This is a genomic window from Trinickia caryophylli (genome assembly GCF_034424545.1).
Classification (GTDB): Bacteria; Pseudomonadota; Gammaproteobacteria; order Burkholderiales; family Burkholderiaceae; genus Trinickia; species Trinickia caryophylli.
On the sequence record NZ_CP139970.1, the window covers coordinates 2,682,042 to 2,702,041 of the forward strand.

Below are 20,000 nucleotides of genomic sequence, written 5' to 3' on the forward strand. Positions count from 1 at the left end.
GGACGGGCGGCGGGCGCCACGCTCGAGAAGGGCTGGGAAACCCCACTGAGTACCGCATCCGGCCCGATCTGGCAAGTCGGGCGTGGTGGACTTGCCGCGCTTGCGCGGCCGACAGCCGGCACTCGTGGCGGGCCTTCTTGCCTCGCCTCGTGCCCGCTGCTGCGCGGGGGCGCCGCCGCGCACGCGCAACGGAGAGCCGCGCTACACTCGTGGCTTGCTCTTCGCGTCGCTGTGCTCGCGGCGCTTCGACCGGTTCCACCTGGAGAAACGGATGGATTACGTATTTCCCCCGGCGCCCGCGGTTGCGGTGCCCATTGCCGAAACCGCAACGGCCGGTAGCGGCCGCCGCTTTCCCGTGCGTCGCATTTACTGCGTCGGCCGCAACTACGAGGCGCATGCGCGCGAGATGGGACACGATCCCGATCGCGAGCCGCCATTCTTTTTCTCCAAGCCGGCCGACGCGGTGCTCTATGTGGCGCCGGGGGCGATCGGCGAGTTTCCGTATCCGTCGCTGTCGAACAACGTCCATTACGAGATGGAGCTCGTCGTCGCGATCGGCAAGGCGGGCAAGGACATCCCGGTCGAAAACGCGCTCGAGCATGTCTACGGCTACGCCCTTGGCCTGGACATGACGCGGCGCGACCTTCAGGCTGAGGCCAAGAAGCTGGGCCGCCCCTGGGAAACCGCCAAGGGATTCGACTACTCGGCACCGCTCGGCCCGATTCATCCGGCGGCGAAGGTGGGGCACGTCGAGCGGGGCGCGATATGGCTCCAGGTGAACGGTGAGGAGAAGCAGCGCTCCGATGTCTCGCAATTGATCTGGTCGACGGCCGAGACGATCGCGCATCTGTCGCGGCTTTTCGAGCTGCAGCCGGGAGATCTGATTTTCACGGGCACGCCCGAGGGCGTCGGCGCAATCGTGAAGGGCGATCTGATGACGGGCGGCGTGGACGGTCTCGGCGAGCTTCGCGTTCGCGTGGTCTGAGCACGCCAGGGGCACAGGCAAGGGTATATGCAGCTATACAGCTATTTCCGCAGTTCGGCGGCATACCGCGTTCGCATCGCGCTCAACATCAAGGGGCTCGACTACGAATATCTGCCCGTTCATCTGTTGCGCTCGGGCGGAGAGCAGCTCAGCGCCGATTACCGCAAGCTGCATCCCGATGCGCTCGTGCCCACGTTCGTCGATGGCGATGCCGTGCTCCAACAATCGCTAGCCATCGTCGAGTATCTGGAAGAGACGCACCCTGAGCCGCCGCTCCTGCCGCGCGCGCCTCTCGACCGGGCATACGTGCGCGCCGTGGCGATGCAGATTGCTTGCGAGATCCATCCGCTCGACAACCTGCGCGTGCTGCGGTATCTCGTGCACGAACTCGGTGTAAGCGACGAAGCCAGGAACCGGTGGTATCGGCATTGGATCGAAAGCGGTTTCGCCTCGCTCGAAGCGCGGCTGGCGCTCGATTCGCGTACGGGCACATGCGTGTTCGGCGACGCCCCGACGCTTGCCGATGCCTGTCTCGTGCCGCAGGTTTTCAACGCGAACCGGTTTGGCATCGACTTGACGCCTTATCCGACGATACGCCGCATCAACGACTACGCGAGCAGCCTCGATGCGTTCGTGCGTGCGGCGCCCGGCGCGCAGCCCGACGCCGAATAGGGCGCAAGGTGCGTTTCGCCGCTTGCCGGGGCTCGTTTGCTTTGCTCGTTTGCTTTTCCTCCGCCCCGCTCGGCGGGGCGCCGGGTGGCAGGCGTCAGCCGAGCAGCGCGTCGGCAAATTCCTCCGCGCTGAACGGTTGCAGATCTTCGACTTTTTCGCCCACGCCGATGAAATAGACAGGCACGGGGCGCTGGCGCGCGATGGCGGCGAGAATACCGCCTTTGGCGGTGCCGTCGAGCTTCGTGACGATGAGGCCCGTAAGCGAGAGCGCATCGTCGAACGCCTTCACCTGTGCGAGCGCGTTTTGCCCGGTGTTGGCATCGATGACGAGCAGGACCTCGTGCGGGGCGTCGTCCATGGCCTTGCCGATCACGCGTTTGACCTTGCGTAGCTCTTCCATCAGGTGCAACTGCGTGGGCAGGCGCCCCGCCGTATCGGCCATCACCACGTCGATGCCGCGCGCGCGCGCCGCTGTGACCGCGTCGAAGATGACGGCAGCCGGATCGCCGCTTTCCTGCGCGACGACCGTCACGTTGTTGCGCTGGCCCCAGATGGCGAGCTGCTCGCGCGCTGCGGCGCGAAACGTGTCACCGGCCGCGAGCAGCACCGACTGCTGAAAGCTCTGCAGATGCTTGGCGAGCTTGCCGATGCTCGTGGTTTTACCCGCGCCGTTCACGCCTGCGATCATCATGACCATCGGCTGGGCGCGGCCCAGCATCAACGATTTCTCGAGCGGCTTCAGCAGATCGACGAGCAGCGAGCGCAGCGCCGTTTTGACTTGCTGCGGGTCCGTCAGCCGGTCTTCGCGGACCTTTTCGCGCAACGCGCGGAGCAGGTATTCGGTTGCCTCCACGCCTGCATCCGACATCAGCAGTGCCGTTTCGAGTTCTTCATAGAGCGCGTCGTCGATCTTGGTGCCGACGAAGATGCCTGTGATCCCGGCGCTCGTTTTCGAGAGCCCCGAGCGCAGACGCGCGAGCCACGACTGCTTGGCAGCCGGCTCGGGTGCCGGGGGCGGTACGATCTCGACTTCCTCTTGCTCGATGCCGGACGCCGCGGCGGGCTGTGCGGGTGCTGTGCTTTGCTGCGAGACCGACGTGGAAGCGGGCGCAGGCGCAGGAGCCTGAGGGATTTGAGGGGTTTGAGCGGCGGGGGCCGGCGAGGGTGCAGGTGCAGCCGGCGGCTGCGGCTCGGCGGGCACCGTTGCCGTGGGGGCGGCGGCCGGCGCCTCGGCGGGCGAGTGTTGTTCCTCGACGGTTTCGGGCGACTTCGAGCCCTTGAATCGCTTGAAAAAACTGAACATGGTTTGAGCGGTGAGAGTGCGCAGGAGGCGCGCGGGCGCGCCGGGCGAGCGGGCCGTGGGGCGGTCGCATCGAGCCCGCGGAGCACGGAGAAGGCCGCTATTTTATCAGGCGGGCCGTCAGGCGCGCGCTCACCCGGCGCGGGGCCCCATGCGCTGTGGTAACGTTGGCGATCCGTTGCCGCGGCCGGTTTGCGCTGCCTGCGGCGCCCTTTCCCCACATTCCCGACCGAGCGACGTCGTTTCACGCATGCCCCGTTCTTCCCATGTTTCCCGCACCGCCGTGGCGAGTGCAAATCGCGGCAAGCCGCATACCGTTCGCATCATCGGCGGCGACTGGAAGCGCACGCCGCTGCCGGTGCTCGACCTCGACGGCTTGCGGCCTACGCCTGACCGCGTTCGCGAAACCGTTTTCAACTGGCTCGGCCAGCGTCTTGATGGGCAACGGTGCCTCGATCTGTTTGCCGGCAGCGGTGCGCTCGGGTTCGAAGCCGCTTCGCGGGGCGCGGCGCGCGTAGTGATGGTGGAACGTCATCCGAAGGCAGCCGCCCAGTTGCGTGCCAACCAGGCGCGGCTGGCGGCGCGGGCCATCGAAATTGCGGAGGCCGACGGCCTGCGACTGGCCGCGAGCCTGCCGCCGCGCGGCTTCGATGTTGTTTTCCTCGATCCGCCGTTCGGAGCCGAAATGCTCCCGCGCGCGATCGAGTTGGCGATGCCGCTCGTGGCGGACGAAGGCTTTTTGTATGTGGAATGCGGGCAGCCGCTGGACGGCGGCGATCCGTTGCTGGCGGGCTGGACCATCGTGAGGCACGGCAAGGCGGGCTTGGTCCATTACCATTTGCTGCAGCGCGAAAATGATGAATAATGCGCCTTTCGAAAACGACGCCGGGCCGGCGATCTGACCGGTGCGGCAGGCCGCGCTGCGCGCGCCGAACGGATCATGAGAGGAGATGTCCATGGTAGTCGCCGTCTATCCGGGGACGTTCGACCCGCTCACGCGGGGTCACGAAGACCTCGTACGCCGCGCGTCGAGCATATTCGATACGCTCGTGGTCGGTGTTGCCGACAGCCGTGCCAAGAAGCCCTTTTTTTCGCTGCAGGAGCGGCTCGACATCGCGCAGGAGGTGCTCGGGCACTACTCGAACGTGCGTGTGGAGAGCTTCAAGGGCCTGCTGAAGGATTTTGTGCGGGCGAACAACGCACGTGTGATCGTACGCGGCCTTCGGGCCGTCTCCGATTTCGAGTACGAATTTCAGATGGCGGGCATGAACCGCTATCTGCTGCCCGACGTCGAGACGATGTTCATGACGCCGTCGGATCAGTATCAGTTCATCTCGGGCACGATCGTGCGCGAGATTGCGCAACTGGGGGGCGACGTCAGCAAGTTCGTCTTTCCTTCGGTGGAAAAGTGGCTGAAGGAGAAGGTCGGTCAAATGGCCTCGGGCAACCCGGCGCCCTGAGCGAGACCCGACGGATACCCCTACTGCGCGCGGCGTCGCCGCATCGGCGCCGCTACTCCGGCGTAAAATAGCGGGTGCGCCTGGGAGTCAGGGGCGCGTTCATCATTGCAGGACGCATCGCAGTACGTTTGCGCTCCCTTGTCGGCCACGGAGCCAGTCCAGCTCACCGCAGGAACGCCGGAACGCTGCACTTACCGTTTTACCGATTTTCCGGTGATAGCATGGCCTTGATCATTACCGACGAGTGCATCAACTGCGACGTTTGCGAGCCCGAGTGCCCGAACGACGCAATCTCGATGGGGCCCGAGATCTACGTGATCGACCCATCGAAGTGCACCGAATGCGTCGGTCATTTCGACGAACCGCAGTGCCAGCAGGTCTGCCCCGTCGAGTGCATTCCACGCGATCCGCAGCACGCGGAAACGCCCGAGCAGTTGCTCGCCAAGTATCGCGCGCTGCAAGCTGCCAAGTCGGCCGGCTGAGCAGGGCCGGCCCAGGTCGTGACTGGCTGCCGGCCGGATCAGGACTACGGCTCGATATGACGCCTTAACGCCGCCACCAGCGCATCGCATTGCGCATCGGTGCCAACGGTGATGCGCAGGTACTCCTCGATCCGCGGCAGGTCGAAGCGGCGCACGAAGATCCCCTTTTCTTTCAGCATCTGCGCAAGCTCGCGGCCACTATGCCCGGGGTGTTTCGCAAAGACGAAGTTGGCCTGTGACGGCAGCACTTCGAATCCGAGCGCGATCAGTGCGCGAGACAGGTGCTCCCGGCTCGCCATGACCTTGCCGCGCGTGTCTTCGAACCAGGCTTCGTCTTCGATCGAGGCCAACGCGGCCGCCTGCGCCAGCCGATCGAGCGGGTACGAATTGAAGCTGTCCTTCACACGCGTGAGCGCGTCGATCAGCGCTGCATCGCCGAATGCCATGCCCACGCGCATGCCGGCGAGCGAGCGCCCCTTCGAGAAAGTCTGAACGACAAGCAGGTTCGGGTAGCGCGTCACCAGCGAAGCCGCCGAATCGGCGCCGAAATCGACATAGGCTTCGTCGACTACAACGACCGATTCCCGATTCGATGCGACGAGCCGTTCGATCTCGGCGAGCGGCAGCGCCCGCCCCGTGGGGGCGTTGGGATTGGCGAACAGCACGCCGCCGGACGGCGCAAGGTAGTCGTCGACGCGGATCGCGAATTCGTCGTCGACGGGCACCGTTTCATAGGCGACGCCGTATAGCCGCGCGTAGGTGGGATAGAAGCTGTATGTGATGTCGGGAAAACGAATCGGCCGCTCATGCTTGAGCAAGGCCTGAAACGTGTGAGCCAGGACTTCGTCGGAGCCGTTGCCGACGAAGACGTTTTCCGCGGTCAGTCCGTATCGGGCCGCGAGCACTTCGCGCAGGCGCAGGGACGTCGGCTCCGGATAAAGGCGCAGCGCCTGCGCGGACTCGCCGAGCGCCGCACGGATCGCATCGGGCACGCGCGGGGAGGGTGGGTAGGGGTTCTCGTTCGTATTGAGCTTGACGATGTCTTGCCGCGCCGGCTGCTCGCCGGGCACGTACGGCTTCAACTGACGAACGATGTCGCTCCAGTACTGACTCAAAGCATTCTCCTCGAATGGCAGGCCGGCTCGGTGGCCGACGACGCGGTGAACCAGGGGCCCCTATGCGCTGCGGTGAAGCTGCATCGTTGCACGATCGAGCTCCCCTTTGACCACTTGCGGCATGACGGCGAGCGCACGCTCGATGGCGGCATCGATGACATCCTGCTCTTCCTTGCGGGGCGGCTTGAGGACGAAATTGGCGACGTCGGGCTTTGCTCCGGCGCGCGCCGATTCGGGAATCAAGTCGCGCGGGTGCCCGATGCCAATGCGCAGCCGCCAGTACTGCTGCGACGAAAGATGGGCACTGATGTCCTTGAGCCCGTTGTGCCCGCCGCTGCCGCCGCCCAGCTTCAGCTTCACGGCGCCCGGAGGCAGATCGAGTTCGTCGTGCGCGACAAGAATCTGATCGGGCAGGATCTTGAAGAAATGCGCGAGCGCGACGACCGATTGCCCCGAGCGGTTCATATAGGTCTGCGGCTCGAGCAGATGTACCTCCTCGCCATAAAGCCGTGCCTTGGCGTAGAAGCCATGAAAGCGCCGCTCGTCACGCAGCGTGGCGCCCGCTTCGCGGGCAAGTTGATCGACGAGCCAGAATCCGGCGTTGTGGCGCGTCGCGGTGTACTCGGCGCCCGGATTCCCGAGCCCGACGATCAGCTTGACCATGGTCGTTCCAGCTTCATTGTCATGAGGGACGAAAAAAAACCCGCCGGGCATGCCACGGCGGGTCACGTCGTCCGTTTCGCATCGAAACGGATCGAGAGGATATCGGTCGATCCGGATCCTCAGGCTGCCGGGGCTTCGCCTTCGGCAGCGGCATCGCTCGACACGGCACCGGCCGGCACCGTGGCCGACGCGACCACCGGGTTTTCCGCCTCGACGTGCGCCACGAGCGAAACGCCCTTCGGCAGCGCCAGGTCCTTCGCATGCAGCGACTGGCCGGCTTCGATCTTGGCGAGGTCGAGCTCGATGAACTCGGGTAGGTCGCCCGGCAGGCATTCGATTTCGACTTCGGTCACGACGTGCGAGATCACGGCACCGCCGAGCTTCACGGCCGGGTTCGTTTCCTGGTTCATGAAGTGCACGGGCACCTTCGTGTGCAGCTTCTTGTTCGGATCGACGCGCTGGAAGTCCACGTGCAGCACGATCTGACGGAACGGATGGTATTGCACGTCACGCAGCAGCACGGGCTGCGACTTGCCGGCCACTTCGAGATCGAGGATCGACGAGTGGAAGACTTCCTTCTTCAGGGCGTGCCAGAGGGCATTGTGATCGAGTTCGATCAATTGCGGCTCGACGTTGGCGCCATACACGATTCCGGGCGTCTTGCCGGAGTTGCGCAGGCGGCGGCTCGCACCCGTACCTTGCTTGTTGCGCTCGAAGGCGACGACTTTCATATTCATTCTCCATGGGCTGCCCGCGACCAGGCAGCGAAGCTGGGGGCCTGCCGCGCATGCTGCGCTTTCGGCCCCCTGAAAAACGACGCGCCTGCAGTGAAGCGCGCCCATTAAGCCGAAGGCGCCACATGCTGCGGCGCCTTCGGTGAAACTCTTTTTACTGCGGCTCAGCCTTCGGCGAAGAGCGACATCACGGAATCGCCGCGGCGGATGCGCGAGAAGGTCTCGGCAAGCAGGCCTGCGCACGACAGCGAGCGGATTGCCTTGCAGGCCCGCGCTTCCTCGCTGAGCGAGATCGTATCGGTGACGACGAGCTCGTCGAGCGCCGAGTTGGCAACGCGCTCACCGGCGCCGCCCGACAGCACCGGGTGCGTGGCGTACGCCACGACCTGCTTCGCACCGCGCTCTTTCAGTACTTGAGCCGCCTTGCAGAGCGTGCCGGCCGTATCGACCATGTCGTCCATGATCACGCAGGTACGGCCTTCGACTTCACCGATGATGTTCATCACCTCGGCGACGTTCGCCTTCGGACGACGCTTGTCGATGATCGCCAGATCGCAGTTGAGCTGCTTGGCCAGTGCGCGGGCGCGGACCACGCCGCCGACGTCGGGCGACACCACCAGCAGATTCTCGTAGTTCTGCTTGCGCAGATCGCCGAGCAGCACCGGTGTCGCATAGATGTTGTCGACGGGAATGTCGAAGAAGCCCTGGATCTGATCGGCGTGGAGATCCATCGTGATGATCCGCTCGACGCCGGCGATCTCCAGCATGTTTGCCACGACCTTGGCCGAAATCGCGACCCGCGCCGAGCGCGGGCGCCGATCCTGGCGGGCGTAGCCGAAGTAGGGGATGGCGGCGGTGATGCGGCCGGCCGAGGCGCGCTTGAGCGCGTCGACCATGATCATCAGCTCCATCAGATTGTCGTTCGTCGGCGCGCAGGTCGATTGGAGGACGAAGACGTCCTTGCCGCGCACATTTTCCTGAATCTCGACTTGGATCTCGCCGTCGGAAAAGCGGCTCACCATTGCTTTGCCGAGAGGAATGCCGAGGATTCTGACGACTTCCTGCGCAAGCGCCGGATTAGCGTTGCCAGTAAAAACCATCAGGCCGTCATGGCTGCTCATCATGCACCTGCTGCTGGAGGCGGGGACTGCGGGAATTTTGGCAGGGGAGGAAGGACTCGAACCCTCGCATGCCGGAATCAAAATCCGGTGCCTTGACCAACTTGGCGACTCCCCTACACTAACTTTGAGCTTCACAGGGTGTGCGGGACATACCCTGCGATGCGAAACCTCATGACGCGAAGCCGAAGAGAGGATGTGTATCCAGACTCGGTGCCACAGCGCTCGCCCAACCCTTACCCAGAACAGCGAGTTCGGATTGTGCCGCTTTCGCTTCGGCGACGCTGGAGAAGGCAGCAAATACGCTTGAACCCGACCCAGTCATCCGCGCCGGCGCGACATTTTCAAACCACTTCAGCACCTGCGCGACTTCCGCGTATTTTCCCACGACAACAGGCTGCATGTCATTCCGGCCGTAACTATCTGGCCATCTTGCGCTGCAACTTTGTTGTGCAAGAAAGTCCGTAATTGTGATGACTTTCGAGTCACGTGTCAACAGTTCGTCCGAAAAAATCTCGGCGGTCGGCACGTGCGCGTTCGGACACACCACGAGGAACGCCCGCGAAGGCAGCGCTACGGGCTGCAGCGCTTCGCCAACCCCCTCGGCGAACGCATTCTTGCCGAAAATGAAGAACGGCACATCGGCACCCAGCTGAAGCCCGAGCGCCTGTAGCTGCGCACGTGGCAGATCCAGCTTCCAGAGGCGATTGAGCGCGAGCAGCGTCGTGGCCGCATCCGAGCTGCCGCCGCCCAGGCCCGCGCCCATCGGCAGGCGCTTGTCGATCTCGATGTCGACGCCGAGCGTCGTGCCCGTATGCGCCTTGAGCAGGCACGCGGCCCGCACGACGAGGTCGGCCCGCTCGGGCACGCCCTGCACGTCGGTCTTGCGGTGCACCGCGCCGTCGTGGCGCACCGTGAAATGCAGCGTATCGCCCCAGTCGACGAGCTGGAACACCGTCTGCAGCATGTGATAGCCGTCGCTCCGGCGGCCGGTGATGTGCAGGAACAGGTTGAGTTTGGCTGGAGCGGGGCAATCCCGCAGCGTTTCGTTCGTTTCGGTCATGCTGGTGCGCCGCGCAGGCGGCTTGCCATCGGGTTATCGGTCGAGGACGAGCTTGATGTCGAGCGGCGGGTCGTAACGGGAGAGATCGACACGCTTCACCCCCGTTTGCGGGGCATCGGCATAGCTCTGGTACTGAATCTTCCAGCCATCCTGATCGATCTCCTTCAAGCGAGTTTCGATCTGCGGGTCGGGGATCGTCTTCGCGTGAGAGGTCGGCGCCGGCGAAGGTTGCAGCCAATAGCGCAGGCCTTCCACCGGCAGCGAAAAGCCGAGCGTGTTCTGCATCAGCGAGCCCACATCTCCGGCCGTGACAGGCTGGCGGTTGGGCAGCTCGAGCGAGGCTGCGGCGGGCGAGGACGTCACGATCGCAAGCGTCTGGCCCAGCGGGTCGAGCAGTTGCAGCGTGACCGTGTCACCCTGCTCCCGCCAGTCGAAATTGCCGTAGGCGTTGCGCGGCTGGCCTCGCACGTCCAGATACCGCACCGAGAAGCGCCCGTGATAGGCGCGCACCGTTTGCGTCGACAGCGCGGTGGCCGCGTTGGACGTGGATGGCCCGCGAGTGGGCGTGACCGAGCAGCCGGCGAGCGCGGCTGCGAGCGAAGCGGCAAGCGCCAGGCGGCCAAGCGCCAGGCGCGGCGTGAAAAATTGCGAAACTTGCATCAGAGATCGTTGGTGTTGACCTGGAAGCGCTTGAGCGTTTTCACGAGCGTTTCGTTATCGGGCTCGAGCTTGCGTGCGTCGCGCCACGCCGCGATCGCCTTGACCTGATCGCCGCTTTTCCAGAGCACTTCGCCCAGGTGCGCGCCGATCTCCGCGTTCGGTTGCAGGTCGTATGCCTTGCGCAGGACACGGGCCGCGTCGTTCGTGTCGCCGCGCCGGTACTTGACCCAGCCGAGGCTGTCCATGATGAAGGCGTCGTTCGGCGCGAGCGCGGATGCCTTTTCGATCAGTTTTTCGGCCTCGTCGAGGTGCTGGTTCCGGTCGGCCAGCGAGTAGCCGAGTGCGTTGTAGGCCTGCGGGTTGTCGGGCTGGTCCTTGATCAACTGGCGCAGTTTCGACTCCATCAGATCGAAATGGCCGTTCTTTTCGGCCGCCATCGCGTAATCGTAGAGAATCTCCGGATTGTCGGGATAGGCGTCATTGGCCGCGGAAAGCCGCGCTTCGGCCTCCGGGTAGCGCTTCGCGTCGAAGAGGATCGCGGCATCGGTGCGGGCGATCAGCGCGCCGGCGTGCGGGTCTGCGCTCTGCAGGCCGGCGAGCATCTTGCGCGCTTCGTCGAGCTTGCCGTTCTTCGCGAGCAACTGCGCCCGCGTCACGCGCGCGGCGACGTAGCGAGGGCTGTCGGGCGGTACCTTGTCGAGCCACTTGGCAGCCTGCCCTTCGTCCTTTTGCTCCAGGGCGAGCTGGGCGAGGAAGATGTACGCCTGGCCGGCGTCCGCGCCGGGGGTCCTCTCGGTCAGATCGGCATACTGTTTCAGATACTTCTGCGCCGCGTCGTACTGCTTTTGCTGGATCTTGATGAGACCGAGCGCCATGAGCGGCGTCGGATCGCGCGAATCGAGGCCGCGCAGCGCCTCGAACTGCTTTTGCGCGTCGTCGATGCGCTCGCTCGCGAGGTAAAGCTGTGCGAGCGCGAGCCGTGCATCGTGCGATTTCGGGTTTTGCTTCACATACGACTCGAACGATGCAATGGCGTCGTTGCGAGCGTCGGGCCCCATTTGGGCGAGTGCGAGCGCGGCCGGCAGGTAGTCGGGCTTGAGTTTGAGGGCCCGGTCGAACGATGCGCGCGCACCCGGTTGATCGTCGGCGAGCAGTTGCTGGCGGCCGATCGCGACCTGCGCTTCGGGCCGGTCCATGTCGTTCTTGAGCAGGTCCTGCAACACGTGCAACCCGCCGACCCGGTTGGGCCCGCGCGAGAGCAGCACTTGCAGCGCGAGGATCGAGTTGCCCCGCTCGTCGGCCGGCACCTTGGCGAGCTCGGCGGCGAGAAGCGGCGCCGCGTCCTCGGGTTTGCCCGAGAGCACGAGCAACGACGCATCGAGCTGCGCCGCGCGCTCGGAGCCGGGCGCGTACTGGCGCCAGAGCTGGGCCGCCGTGAGCGCGTCGGCCGGGCTTTGCGCCGCGATCGCGATTTCGGCGGCGCGCTGCGCCATGCGTGGATCGTGCGTATCGCGCGCAAGCGCGAGATAGGTCTGGTAAGCCGGCGCCGGCTGATTGCGCTGCAGCGCGATTTCGGCCGCGAGAACCTGGAAGACGATCTGGCTCGTCAACGCGATGTTGGGCAGGCCTTTCGTCTCCTCGGGAAGCGACGACGAGAAGGTATCGGCGGCCGAGGCATCGTCCGCCGATGCGGGATCCTGAGCCCACGCGGGGTTTGCCGCGAGCGTGAAGACGCAAAGGGCGGCGCCGACGAGCCGGCCCACGGGCGCGTGGCGGGCACGGGGCACGCCGGCCGCGCGCGTCAAAAGCTGCTTCAGGGACAAAATCATGGAAATCCGTTCAGGGGTTTCGGTCGATTGTAACGCGCTCGCTACAATACACGCAGTTTGCACCATGCAACTTACACACCCATTCGCCGCATGTAGCGGCGAAACGCGGGTCTTCGTCCGCCATTTGACATGCCTGAACTGCCAGAAGTTGAAGTTACGCGACGCGGTATCGAGCCGTACGTCCGCGGCCGCCGGGTCGAGCGCGTCGACGTGCGCACCGGCGCGCTGCGCTGGCCCGTTCCGCCCGAGCTGCCGCAAACCCTTGCACTCCAGAAAGTGCACGAGGTGGGCCGGCGCGGCAAGTATCTGCTGTTCGAGACGGACGCGGGCTGGTTCATCGTCCATCTCGGGATGACGGGCACGCTGCGGGTTCTGCCGCAGGAAAGCGCGCCGGCACCCGCCAAGCACGATCACATCGACTGGATCTTCGACGATTTCCTGCTGCGCTTTCGCGACCCGCGCCGTTTCGGCGCCGTACTCTGGCACCCGCGCGCGGCCGGCGAGCCGGAGGCTCATCCGCTGCTGGCGAAGCTCGGTGTCGAACCGTTTTCTCCGCCCTTCACGGGCGAGCTCATCCATCGACGCACGCGGGGCAGAACGGCTTCGATCAAACAGGCACTGCTCGCAGGCGATATCGTCGTTGGCGTGGGCAACATTTATGCGTCCGAAAGCCTTTTTCGTGCCGGCATTCGACCGACGACCGCGGCCGGACGGCTGTCGCCCGCGCGCTGCGAGCGGCTGGCCGATGCCGTGCGCGCGACGCTTGCGGCCGCGATCGAGCGCGGCGGCAGCACGTTGCGCGATTTCGTCGGCAGCAACGGCGAGTCCGGGTACTTTCAACTCGACTGCTTCGTGTACGATCGCGCCGGCCTGCCTTGCCGCGTTTGCGGCACACCCGTCCGCCAGCTCGTCCAGGGCCAGCGGTCCACCTATTTCTGCCCGCACTGCCAGCGCTGAGCGCCTGATTTCATGCCCGAGACCGACGTCGAGCCCGTTGCCGAGTTCATCCCGCCCCCGAACGAATCGGTGCCTGCCGCCTCGCCCGCATCCTCTGCGTCGTTCTTCGCGCCGAGGCTGATCGACTGGCAGCGCCGCCACGGGCGCCACGACCTGCCCTGGCAGAACACGCGCGATCCGTATCGGATCTGGCTTTCCGAGATCATGCTGCAGCAGACGCAAGTCTCGACGGTGATCCCCTACTACGCCCGGTTTCTCGAGCGCTTCCCCGATGTGGGCGCGCTCGCCGCGGCCCCGATCGACGAGGTGATGGCGCTTTGGGCAGGCCTTGGCTACTACTCGCGCGCGCGCAATCTGCATCGCTGCGCGCAGGCGGTCGTCGAATTGCATGGCGGCGTGTTCCCGGCCTCGCCGGAGGCCCTGGCCGACCTGCCCGGCATCGGCCGCTCGACAGCGGCCGCGATCGCGTCGTTCGCGTTCGGCGCGCGTGCGACCATCCTCGACGGCAACGTGAAGCGGGTGCTCGCACGCGTATTCGGCATCGAGGGTTTTCCGGGTGAAAAGCGCGTGGAGAATGCGATGTGGGCACTGGCGGAGTCGTTGCTGCCGAGCGGCGCAAACGATGACGACGTGAGTGCTTACACGCAAGGCCTCATGGACCTTGGTGCCACGCTTTGCGTGCGCAGCCGGCCCGAATGCCCGCGCTGCCCGTTCGCGGCCGACTGCGTGGCCAATGCAACGGGCCGCCAGCGCGAATTGCCGGGCGCCCGCCCCAGGAAAACCGTCCCCACGCGCCGCACGTGGATGCTCGTGCTGCGTAACGCGGATGCCGTGCTGCTCGAGCGGCGGCCGCCAGCGGGCATCTGGGGCGGATTATGGAGCTTGCCGGAGGCGGCCGACGAAGATGCGCTCGCCGCCTGCGCGAACGCATTGGGGGCGGCCGGCGTGCCCAGCCGCCTCGCACCGCTCACGCATACGTTCACGCACTTTCGGCTCGACATCGAACCCCGGCTCGCCGAATTCGGCGGCGCGCCGCCGAGCCCGGCCGGCGAACTGCGCGACGAGGCGAGCGCCTGGGTGCCGCTCGCGCAAATCGAGGCTTACGGCGTGCCTGCGCCCGTACGCAAACTGCTCGACGCGCTCAAGGGCTCGCTGCTGTAACGCCTGCGCAGCTGACGGGCACCGCCGATCAAAGCAACTGATGCTGCTGCATGTAGTGGTGAACGCAGTCGATCCGCGCGCCGGCATCGTCGAGTGCCATGAGTTGCTGCCTCGCGCGCAGCGGGATCTGCAGGATTTCGGAGAGCCGATTCGATACCCAGCTCGGATCGTCGAAGCGCAACGGCTCGGCGAACGGCACGCTCTCCGGGTCGCGCTCACGGATGGTTTCGATGATGCGCTCGAGCACTTCGGCGCAGGCTCCGAACTTCGCGAGTGCCTCGGAGCCTTCCAGCGGGATGTCTTCCGGCAGCGGCTCGGCCTCTCCGACGAGCAGCCCGCTCTGCTCGACGCGGTGCGTGCGCAGCTTGAAACGGCTCGTGCCTCGCGCCTTGACGAGCAGCATGCCGTATTGATCGACATCGCACTGCTCGATGACCGCGAGGCAACCGATCGATTCGGGCACTGCCGGCTCGTCGGGCTGAGCCACTTCGGCCCCGCTTTTGAGCATGCACACACCGAACGGCGTGTTTTCGCGCAGGCAGTTGCGCGCCATGTCGAGATAGCGCGCTTCGAAGATCTTCAGCGGGAGCAGGCCGTCGGGAAACAGGACGGCATGCAGGGGAAAGAGCGGCAAATCGGCGTAGACGACAGGATGAGAGGACATGGCGCAACGTTTCCGATATGCCGCGCACTTTCGCGCGGCGTAAATGAGCTGAGGCTAAGCCACGAGTCTCGACGAATCGCCGGGGGCGACCGGCGCGTCGCGATGTCGCACGATGACGGTGGCTTCGCGGGCAAGCCGTGAAGCGAGCGTTTCGGCGATGAAAACCGAGCGATGCTGCCCGCCGGTGCATCCGATCGCGACGGTCAGATAGCTGCGATTGTCGTCGCGAAAACGCGGCAGCCACTTCATGACGAAAGAATAGATGTCATCGATCATTTCGTGAACGATCGGCAAGGCATCGAGGTAATCGATCACGGGCTGATCGCGCCCCGTGAGCGGGCGCAGGCGGTGATCGTAGTGCGGGTTCGGCAGCGCGCGCACGTCGAAGACGAAGTCGGCATCGAGCGGCAGCCCACGCTTGAAGCCGAACGATTCGAACATCAGCATGAGCCCTTCGCGCTGCTCCTCGATGAAGCGCGTGACCCAGGCGCGCAGCACGTTTGCGCGCAGATTGCTGGTGTCGATCTGGTGGCCGAACTCAGCCAGCGGTGCGACGAGTTCGCGCTCGCGCTCGATGGCCTCCTCGAGCGAGACGAGCAGGCCGACGTCGGCATCGTGGGCGGGCGAGCCCGAAAGCGGATGCCGCCGGCGTGTTTCGGAAAAGCGCTGAATCAGGGACTGGGTGCTCGCGTTGAGAAAGAGCACGCGCACGTCGTGCCCGCTCGACAGATCGCGAATGATGCCGGGCATCTCGTCGAGCGAAGCGCTGGAGCGCGCGTCGATCGCGACTGCGAGGCGATCGCGGCCCGGCCGGTCACAGCCTGGCTCTCGGCCGGGCTCGGTGGTGCCGGGCGGAAAGGCTTGCCGCTCGTCACCCGCGTCGCCCGATGCGAGGTATTGGGCGAGTGCGGGCAAAAAGCGCGGCGGCAGGTTGTCGACGCAGTAATAGCCCGCATCGGCGAGCGCGTTCAACGCGACCGATTTGCCGGAGCCGGATATGCCGGTGATCAGAACAATGCGCATGAAAGGAAGCCCGTTCGTTTCATCATAGCACCTCGTTTTTCTTCGTCTCCACGTGCCAGCGGGGACCGGTGTTGGCGCTTCGGCGCCGCGCTCCGATCCGTGCCGCGTGGCAACGAGCGGGCGCCGATCGCGCCGCGGCACCGCGTCACATGAGCTTGCCGGGCAGTTGGCTGTCAGGGTCCTGCATCGCGAGACGCTGGCGGTCCATGAAGTCACGCAGCGTGTCGATGCCGCGCAGCTGAAGAATCGTGTTGCGCACGGCGGCTTCCACGAGCACGGCGAGGTTGCGGCCCGCGGCCACCTGGATCGTGACCTTGCTGATCGGCAGGCCGAGCACGTCGACGGTCTGGCTTTCGAGCGGCAGGCGCTGGAATTCGCCGTCGGGCCGGCGCACGAGCTGCACGATGAGCTTGAGCTTCATCTTCCGTCGCACGGCCGTCTCACCGAAGATCGTTTTGATGTCGAGCAGGCCGAGGCCGCGCACCTCGAGCAGGTTCTGCAGCAGTGGCGGGCAGCGTCCTTCCACGAAATCGGGGCCCAGCCGGACGAAGTCGACCGCATCATCCGCGACGAGCCCATGCCCCCGGCTGATCAGCTCGAGGCCGAGTTCGCTCTTGCCGAGGCCCGAGTCGCCCGTGAGCAGTACCCCCATGCCGAGAATGTCGAGGAACACGCCGTGCAGCGTCGCGCGCGGAGCGAGGATGCGCGACATGTACAGCCGCAGATTGTCGATGACGGCGGCAGCCGATATCGGTGTGGTGAAGAGCGGCGTCGACGAGCGCGTGCAGCGCAGCACGAGTTCGGGCGGCGCCGCGAGCCCGCCGGCGACAACGAGAAACGGTGGCTCGAGGGCGATCAGCTCGGCCATGTGGCGCGAGCGGTCCTCTTCGGTCTGCCGCTGGTAGTAGTTGATTTCGGCTTCGCCGAGCACCTGGATCCGGTTCGGGTGGATCAGGTTCAAGTGGCCGACGAGATCCGCGCTCGACGTTGCATTGGCGACCGTCTCGGCCGAAAAACCGCGTTCCCAGCCCTCATGCCCCGTCAGCCAGCTCAATTTGAGCGCGGCGGCGTTGTCGTCGAAGATGCTCTGGGCGTTGATGCTGGACGTATCCATGAATCCGTGGCTCCAAGTTGCCCGCGGACCGCAGGCGGGCAGGGCCCGAGCCGTCGGGCTCAGGCGCAGTCGATCGCGCGCCGCCCGCCATGAGCGTGCGTGCCGCATCGTGGTGCATGGCCCTCGCGCAAACGGCGCGGCCACGACAGTATCAAGGGTGCCACTGTGTGAGCAGGCGATGCAACTCCTCGCGGCTTTGCTCCGTGTGAAGCCGTTCGCGCGTTTCGCGATCGGACAGGAGCTGCGCGATCTCGGAGAGGATTTCGAGATGCTGCTGCGTGGCCTGCTCGGGCACGAGCAGGAAGATGAGCAGGGAAACGGGCTGCCCGTCGGGCGCCTCGAACGGGATCGGCTGCTCGAGCCGCACGAAAGCCGCGAGCGGCTGCTTGAGCCCCTTGATGCGGCCGTGCGGGATCGCCACGCCCTCGCCGAGCCCGGTCGAGCCAAGGCGCTCGCGGGCGAAGAGATTGTCGGTGACCGCGCTGCGGCCGATGCCGTTCTGGTTTTCGAAAATGAGTCCGGCTTGCTCGAATACGCGCTTCTTGCTGGTAACGGAAAGTCCGATGACGACGTTTTCGAGCGGAAGGAATTTGGCTAAACGATTCATGTTGGCAGGCTAACGCGTCGCCTGGGCGCTCCTCGCGGCAACTTGAGTGATTGTCCCATCTTCGGCCCTGCCGGTCGGACTCGGAGTTCGAGCCTAAGCGGCGACTCGGCCGGCTGCCCTTTATGTAACTGACACATTATAGATCAGGCGCAACCGGTGTTGCACCGCGCAAAAAGCGCGTGGGCGCGGTTGCGTTCGGGCCGGTCGCCGGGTTTTCGCGGCACGAAAAAAACCGCCCCTGGCGGGCGGTCTCGCGGGGTGGGCGCGCGGCGCGCGAGCCGCGCAGCCGCTCAGGGCTGCGGCTGCTCGCCAGCTGCAACTTCCTGATGCTTGATGGCCTCGTGCTGATGTTCCTGGATGCGTCCCTTGTGGCGAACGACCTGTCGATCGAGCCGGTCGACCATGAGGTCGATCGCTGCGTAGAGGTCGCCGTTGGCGCTTTCGATGAAGATGTCCTTGCCCTTCAGATGCAGATTGATTTCCACCTTTTGCCGCTTGTCCTTTTCTTTCTGATTGTCGACCGAGAGGACCACGTTGCCGTCGATCACCTGATCGAAGTGTCGTAGCACTTTGTCGAGCTTGGTGATCACGTATTCTCGCAAGGCTGGCGTGACTTCGAGATGGCGTCCACTGATCTTCAGATTCATAGTGCTCTCCAAACGAATGGCCGCCGAACACCGATTGGTGCGGCTACGCCGGTCGGAAAGCGGCCCGCTCGAATCATCACCCCGCGTGACTGACGAGCGGCGGGTCGTATCGGCCGGCCAATCCGCCAAGGGCATCGCGGCCGGTAAATGCTCCCCGCAAAGGTGCGGCGAGCTATAGAGACTTGCGCAGATTCACTGCCGGGATCCTGAGAGCTTCGCGGTATTTGGCAACCGTGCGGCGCGCCACCACGAACCCTTGTTCCGCCAGCAGTTCGGCTATGCGGCTGTCCGAAAGCGGTGTTTTAGAGTCTTCTGCTCCTATCAGTTGCTTGATGAGCGCGCGAATGGCGGTCGACGAGGCCGCTCCCCCCGTGTCGGTGGAAACGTGCGAACCGAAAAAGTACTTGAACTCGAGCGTCCCGAATGGGGTGAGCATGTACTTACCGGTGGTCACGCGAGAGACCGTCGACTCGTGCAAGCCCAGCGTATCAGCTATTTCCCGCAAAACCAAGGGGCGCATGGCGATTTCGCCGTGCACGAAAAAGTTCTTCTGCCGCTCGACGATCGCCTGCGCCACGCGCAGGATCGTCTCGAAACGCTGCTGGATGTTCTTGATGAGCCAACGGGCTTCCTGCAGTTGCTGGCGCAGCGAGCCGCTGCCCGGGTCACCGCGGTTGTTGCGCAGGATGTTCGCGTAGAGATGGTTGATCCGCAGCCGCGGCACCACCTCCGGATTCAGCTCCGCCAGCCAGCCCTGGGCAGTCTTCCTGACCATGATGTCAGGCACGACGTAGTCCGCTTCGGCCTTGCCGTAGGCCGCGCCCGGAAACGGCTCGAGCGAGCGGATCAGCGCATGCGCTTCGCGCAGCGCATCGTCGGTGGTCTTCAGCTGTTTTTTCAGCCGCGTGAAATCGCGCGCGGCCAAAAGCTCGAGATGGTTGGCGACGATGTCGAGCGCGAGCTTGCGCGTGGGGGAGTTGTCGAGCCGCAGCAACTGCAGCTTCAGGCATTCGGATGCCGAGCGGGCGCCGACACCGGCCGGATCGAAGCTGTGCAGCAGCGCGAGCGCCGCATTGAGTTCGTCGAGATCGACTTCGAGCTCGTCGGGCAGGTCGGCCAGCACTTCGTCGAGCGTGGCCGTGAGGTAGCCGTCATCGTCGAGCGATTCGATCAGAAACGTTACGAGCGCGCGGTCGCGCGGGCTCGCCTGCGTCACGCGCAACTGGGCCATCAGGTGGTCGCGCAGCGTCGTCGTGGATTCGTGGATCTGCAGGGGCGGGAGGTCGTCGTCATCGGACGGCGCGGCGCTTCGGCCGTAGTCGTCGAGGTTCCATTGCGTCGAATCCGAATTGTCGGACGACGACAGACCGTTGTATTCGTCGACGCCGGCCGGCTCCGCCCCTTCGGCGCGCGAGCCTTCCGCGGGCGCGGCCCCGCTCATCGGCTCGGGGGCGGACGACGTGGGCGCCTGGGCGATCACGGAGCCGTCGCCGGCCACGCGCAGCGGGCTTGCGATCCATTCGTCCTCGCTTTCGAGCAGCGGATTTTGCGCGACAGCCATCGCGACTTCCTGCTGAAGTTCGAGCGTGGACAGCTGCAGCAGCCGGATCGACTGCTGAAGCTGCGGTGTCAGCGCAAGATGCTGCGATAGGCGGAGTTGGAGGCTGGCTTTCATGGCAAGTTGGCATTCATTGTAGAGACTTTGCCACGTGCGCGAAACCCGCTTAGGACGGAGGCAGCGGGCGC

21 protein-coding genes and 1 tRNA gene are annotated in these 20,000 nt (G+C 65.2%); 7 read left to right on the top strand and 15 right to left on the bottom strand.

All coding sequences use genetic code 11. The annotated features are described in order from the left end of the window. Window positions 1-271: 271 nt before the first annotated feature. Both U0034_RS12070 and maiA read left to right on the top strand, forming a co-directional pair. Entirely contained in the window at window positions 272-985 is a 714-nt protein-coding gene (locus U0034_RS12070; protein WP_085227842.1) for a fumarylacetoacetate hydrolase family protein, read from the top strand. A gap of 27 nt (window positions 986-1,012) precedes the next feature. Further along, window positions 1,013-1,657 carry a maleylacetoacetate isomerase gene (gene maiA / locus U0034_RS12075; protein WP_085227843.1) on the top strand — a complete coding sequence of 215 codons (645 nt, stop codon included), beginning with the start codon at window positions 1,013-1,015 and terminating at the stop codon, window positions 1,655-1,657. Window positions 1,658-1,751: 94 nt separating this feature from the next. Here maiA and ftsY read toward each other — a convergent pair whose 3' ends face one another. Next, complete coding sequence (gene ftsY / locus U0034_RS12080) at window positions 1,752-2,960, bottom strand: signal recognition particle-docking protein FtsY (RefSeq protein WP_085227844.1); 1,209 nt, start codon at window positions 2,958-2,960, stop codon at window positions 1,752-1,754. A gap of 247 nt (window positions 2,961-3,207) precedes the next feature. Between ftsY and rsmD the strand changes: the two genes are divergently transcribed. The 3 genes from rsmD to U0034_RS12095 all read left to right on the top strand — a co-directional run bounded on the left by rsmD (window position 3,208) and on the right by U0034_RS12095 (window position 4,899). Further along, window positions 3,208-3,822: a 16S rRNA (guanine(966)-N(2))-methyltransferase RsmD gene (gene rsmD, locus U0034_RS12085; RefSeq protein ID WP_085227845.1), complete on the top strand. Its 615-nt coding sequence runs from the start codon at window positions 3,208-3,210 to the stop codon at window positions 3,820-3,822. A 91-nt stretch (window positions 3,823-3,913) separates the two neighbouring features. Next, window positions 3,914-4,417: a pantetheine-phosphate adenylyltransferase gene (gene coaD / locus U0034_RS12090; protein ID WP_085227846.1), complete on the top strand. Its 504-nt coding sequence runs from the start codon at window positions 3,914-3,916 to the stop codon at window positions 4,415-4,417. Window positions 4,418-4,638: 221 nt separating this feature from the next. After that, entirely contained in the window at window positions 4,639-4,899 is a 261-nt protein-coding gene (locus U0034_RS12095) for a YfhL family 4Fe-4S dicluster ferredoxin (RefSeq protein WP_085227847.1), read from the top strand. 44 nt (window positions 4,900-4,943) lie between these two features. On the opposite strand, the gene hisC is transcribed toward U0034_RS12095, so the two are convergent. From hisC to U0034_RS12135, 8 genes are all read right to left on the bottom strand, one after another. Continuing rightward, the gene (gene hisC, locus U0034_RS12100; protein WP_085227848.1) at window positions 4,944-6,014 is read right to left on the bottom strand and encodes a histidinol-phosphate transaminase; all 1,071 of its coding nucleotides are present in this window, start codon (window positions 6,012-6,014) and stop codon (window positions 4,944-4,946) included. Window positions 6,015-6,074: 60 nt separating this feature from the next. After that, window positions 6,075-6,677, bottom strand: coding sequence for an aminoacyl-tRNA hydrolase (pth, locus tag U0034_RS12105; protein ID WP_085227849.1), 603 nt, complete (start codon window positions 6,675-6,677; stop codon window positions 6,075-6,077). Window positions 6,678-6,796: 119 nt separating this feature from the next. After that, window positions 6,797-7,408, bottom strand: coding sequence for a 50S ribosomal protein L25/general stress protein Ctc (locus tag U0034_RS12110; protein ID WP_085228102.1), 612 nt, complete (start codon window positions 7,406-7,408; stop codon window positions 6,797-6,799). A gap of 167 nt (window positions 7,409-7,575) precedes the next feature. Beyond that, the gene (locus U0034_RS12115) at window positions 7,576-8,532 is read right to left on the bottom strand and encodes a ribose-phosphate pyrophosphokinase (protein WP_085228103.1); all 957 of its coding nucleotides are present in this window, start codon (window positions 8,530-8,532) and stop codon (window positions 7,576-7,578) included. Window positions 8,533-8,570: 38 nt separating this feature from the next. Next, window positions 8,571-8,647 (bottom strand) — tRNA-Gln (locus U0034_RS12120). 54 nt (window positions 8,648-8,701) lie between these two features. Continuing rightward, on the bottom strand, window positions 8,702-9,592 hold the full coding sequence (gene ispE, locus U0034_RS12125; RefSeq protein ID WP_085227850.1) for a 4-(cytidine 5'-diphospho)-2-C-methyl-D-erythritol kinase: 891 nt from the start codon (window positions 9,590-9,592) through the stop codon (window positions 8,702-8,704). A 33-nt stretch (window positions 9,593-9,625) separates the two neighbouring features. Beyond that, complete coding sequence (gene lolB / locus U0034_RS12130; protein WP_085227851.1) at window positions 9,626-10,252, bottom strand: lipoprotein insertase outer membrane protein LolB; 627 nt, start codon at window positions 10,250-10,252, stop codon at window positions 9,626-9,628. After that, the gene (locus tag U0034_RS12135; RefSeq protein ID WP_085227852.1) at window positions 10,252-12,081 is read right to left on the bottom strand and encodes a tetratricopeptide repeat protein; all 1,830 of its coding nucleotides are present in this window, start codon (window positions 12,079-12,081) and stop codon (window positions 10,252-10,254) included. The genes lolB and U0034_RS12135 overlap by 1 nt, the downstream gene beginning before the upstream one ends. 129 nt (window positions 12,082-12,210) lie before the next feature. Here U0034_RS12135 and mutM point away from each other — a divergent pair, with 129 nt between their 5' ends. Then, window positions 12,211-13,038 carry a bifunctional DNA-formamidopyrimidine glycosylase/DNA-(apurinic or apyrimidinic site) lyase gene (mutM, locus tag U0034_RS12140; RefSeq protein ID WP_085227853.1) on the top strand — a complete coding sequence of 276 codons (828 nt, stop codon included), beginning with the start codon at window positions 12,211-12,213 and terminating at the stop codon, window positions 13,036-13,038. A gap of 12 nt (window positions 13,039-13,050) precedes the next feature. Continuing rightward, the gene (mutY, locus tag U0034_RS12145; protein ID WP_085227854.1) at window positions 13,051-14,199 is read left to right on the top strand and encodes an A/G-specific adenine glycosylase; all 1,149 of its coding nucleotides are present in this window, start codon (window positions 13,051-13,053) and stop codon (window positions 14,197-14,199) included. A gap of 28 nt (window positions 14,200-14,227) precedes the next feature. Here mutY and U0034_RS12150 read toward each other — a convergent pair whose 3' ends face one another. The 6 genes from U0034_RS12150 to U0034_RS12175 form a co-directional block, all read right to left on the bottom strand. After that, on the bottom strand, window positions 14,228-14,863 hold the full coding sequence (locus U0034_RS12150; RefSeq protein WP_085227855.1) for an LON peptidase substrate-binding domain-containing protein: 636 nt from the start codon (window positions 14,861-14,863) through the stop codon (window positions 14,228-14,230). Window positions 14,864-14,917: 54 nt separating this feature from the next. Then, window positions 14,918-15,886 (bottom strand): RNase adapter RapZ, encoded by a 969-nt coding sequence (rapZ, locus tag U0034_RS12155; protein WP_085227856.1) that lies wholly within the window; start codon window positions 15,884-15,886, stop codon window positions 14,918-14,920. Window positions 15,887-16,031: 145 nt separating this feature from the next. Further along, window positions 16,032-17,000 carry an HPr(Ser) kinase/phosphatase gene (gene hprK / locus U0034_RS12160; protein WP_085227857.1) on the bottom strand — a complete coding sequence of 323 codons (969 nt, stop codon included), beginning with the start codon at window positions 16,998-17,000 and terminating at the stop codon, window positions 16,032-16,034. Window positions 17,001-17,151: 151 nt separating this feature from the next. After that, window positions 17,152-17,607, bottom strand: coding sequence for a PTS IIA-like nitrogen regulatory protein PtsN (gene ptsN / locus U0034_RS12165; RefSeq protein ID WP_085227858.1), 456 nt, complete (start codon window positions 17,605-17,607; stop codon window positions 17,152-17,154). 290 nt (window positions 17,608-17,897) lie between these two features. Further along, on the bottom strand, window positions 17,898-18,254 hold the full coding sequence (gene hpf / locus U0034_RS12170; RefSeq protein WP_085227859.1) for a ribosome hibernation-promoting factor, HPF/YfiA family: 357 nt from the start codon (window positions 18,252-18,254) through the stop codon (window positions 17,898-17,900). Between the two features lie 172 nt (window positions 18,255-18,426). Further along, window positions 18,427-19,929: an RNA polymerase factor sigma-54 gene (locus tag U0034_RS12175; protein ID WP_085227860.1), complete on the bottom strand. Its 1,503-nt coding sequence runs from the start codon at window positions 19,927-19,929 to the stop codon at window positions 18,427-18,429. Window positions 19,930-20,000 lie beyond the last annotated feature (71 nt).

Bases quoted from the DNA above. Each gene is read 5' to 3' on its own strand.
- U0034_RS12070 (WP_085227842.1), top strand. From the start codon at position 272: ATGGATTACGTATTTCCCCCGGCGCCCGCGGTTGCGGTGCCCATTGCC.
- maiA (WP_085227843.1), top strand. From the start codon at position 1,013: ATGCAGCTATACAGCTATTTCCGCAGTTCGGCGGCATACCGCGTTCGC.
- ftsY (WP_085227844.1), bottom strand. From the start codon at position 2,960: ATGTTCAGTTTTTTCAAGCGATTCAAGGGCTCGAAGTCGCCCGAAACC.
- rsmD (WP_085227845.1), top strand. From the start codon at position 3,208: ATGCCCCGTTCTTCCCATGTTTCCCGCACCGCCGTGGCGAGTGCAAAT.
- coaD (WP_085227846.1), top strand. From the start codon at position 3,914: ATGGTAGTCGCCGTCTATCCGGGGACGTTCGACCCGCTCACGCGGGGT.
- U0034_RS12095 (WP_085227847.1), top strand. From the start codon at position 4,639: ATGGCCTTGATCATTACCGACGAGTGCATCAACTGCGACGTTTGCGAG.
- pth (WP_085227849.1), bottom strand. From the start codon at position 6,677: ATGGTCAAGCTGATCGTCGGGCTCGGGAATCCGGGCGCCGAGTACACC.
- U0034_RS12110 (WP_085228102.1), bottom strand. From the start codon at position 7,408: ATGAAAGTCGTCGCCTTCGAGCGCAACAAGCAAGGTACGGGTGCGAGC.
- U0034_RS12115 (WP_085228103.1), bottom strand. From the start codon at position 8,532: ATGAGCAGCCATGACGGCCTGATGGTTTTTACTGGCAACGCTAATCCG.
- ispE (WP_085227850.1), bottom strand. From the start codon at position 9,592: ATGACCGAAACGAACGAAACGCTGCGGGATTGCCCCGCTCCAGCCAAA.
- lolB (WP_085227851.1), bottom strand. From the start codon at position 10,252: ATGCAAGTTTCGCAATTTTTCACGCCGCGCCTGGCGCTTGGCCGCCTG.
- U0034_RS12135 (WP_085227852.1), bottom strand. From the start codon at position 12,081: ATGATTTTGTCCCTGAAGCAGCTTTTGACGCGCGCGGCCGGCGTGCCC.
- mutM (WP_085227853.1), top strand. From the start codon at position 12,211: ATGCCTGAACTGCCAGAAGTTGAAGTTACGCGACGCGGTATCGAGCCG.
- mutY (WP_085227854.1), top strand. From the start codon at position 13,051: ATGCCCGAGACCGACGTCGAGCCCGTTGCCGAGTTCATCCCGCCCCCG.
- U0034_RS12150 (WP_085227855.1), bottom strand. From the start codon at position 14,863: ATGTCCTCTCATCCTGTCGTCTACGCCGATTTGCCGCTCTTTCCCCTG.
- rapZ (WP_085227856.1), bottom strand. From the start codon at position 15,886: ATGCGCATTGTTCTGATCACCGGCATATCCGGCTCCGGCAAATCGGTC.
- hprK (WP_085227857.1), bottom strand. From the start codon at position 17,000: ATGGATACGTCCAGCATCAACGCCCAGAGCATCTTCGACGACAACGCC.
- ptsN (WP_085227858.1), bottom strand. From the start codon at position 17,607: ATGAATCGTTTAGCCAAATTCCTTCCGCTCGAAAACGTCGTCATCGGA.
- hpf (WP_085227859.1), bottom strand. From the start codon at position 18,254: ATGAATCTGAAGATCAGTGGACGCCATCTCGAAGTCACGCCAGCCTTG.
- U0034_RS12175 (WP_085227860.1), bottom strand. From the start codon at position 19,929: ATGAAAGCCAGCCTCCAACTCCGCCTATCGCAGCATCTTGCGCTGACA.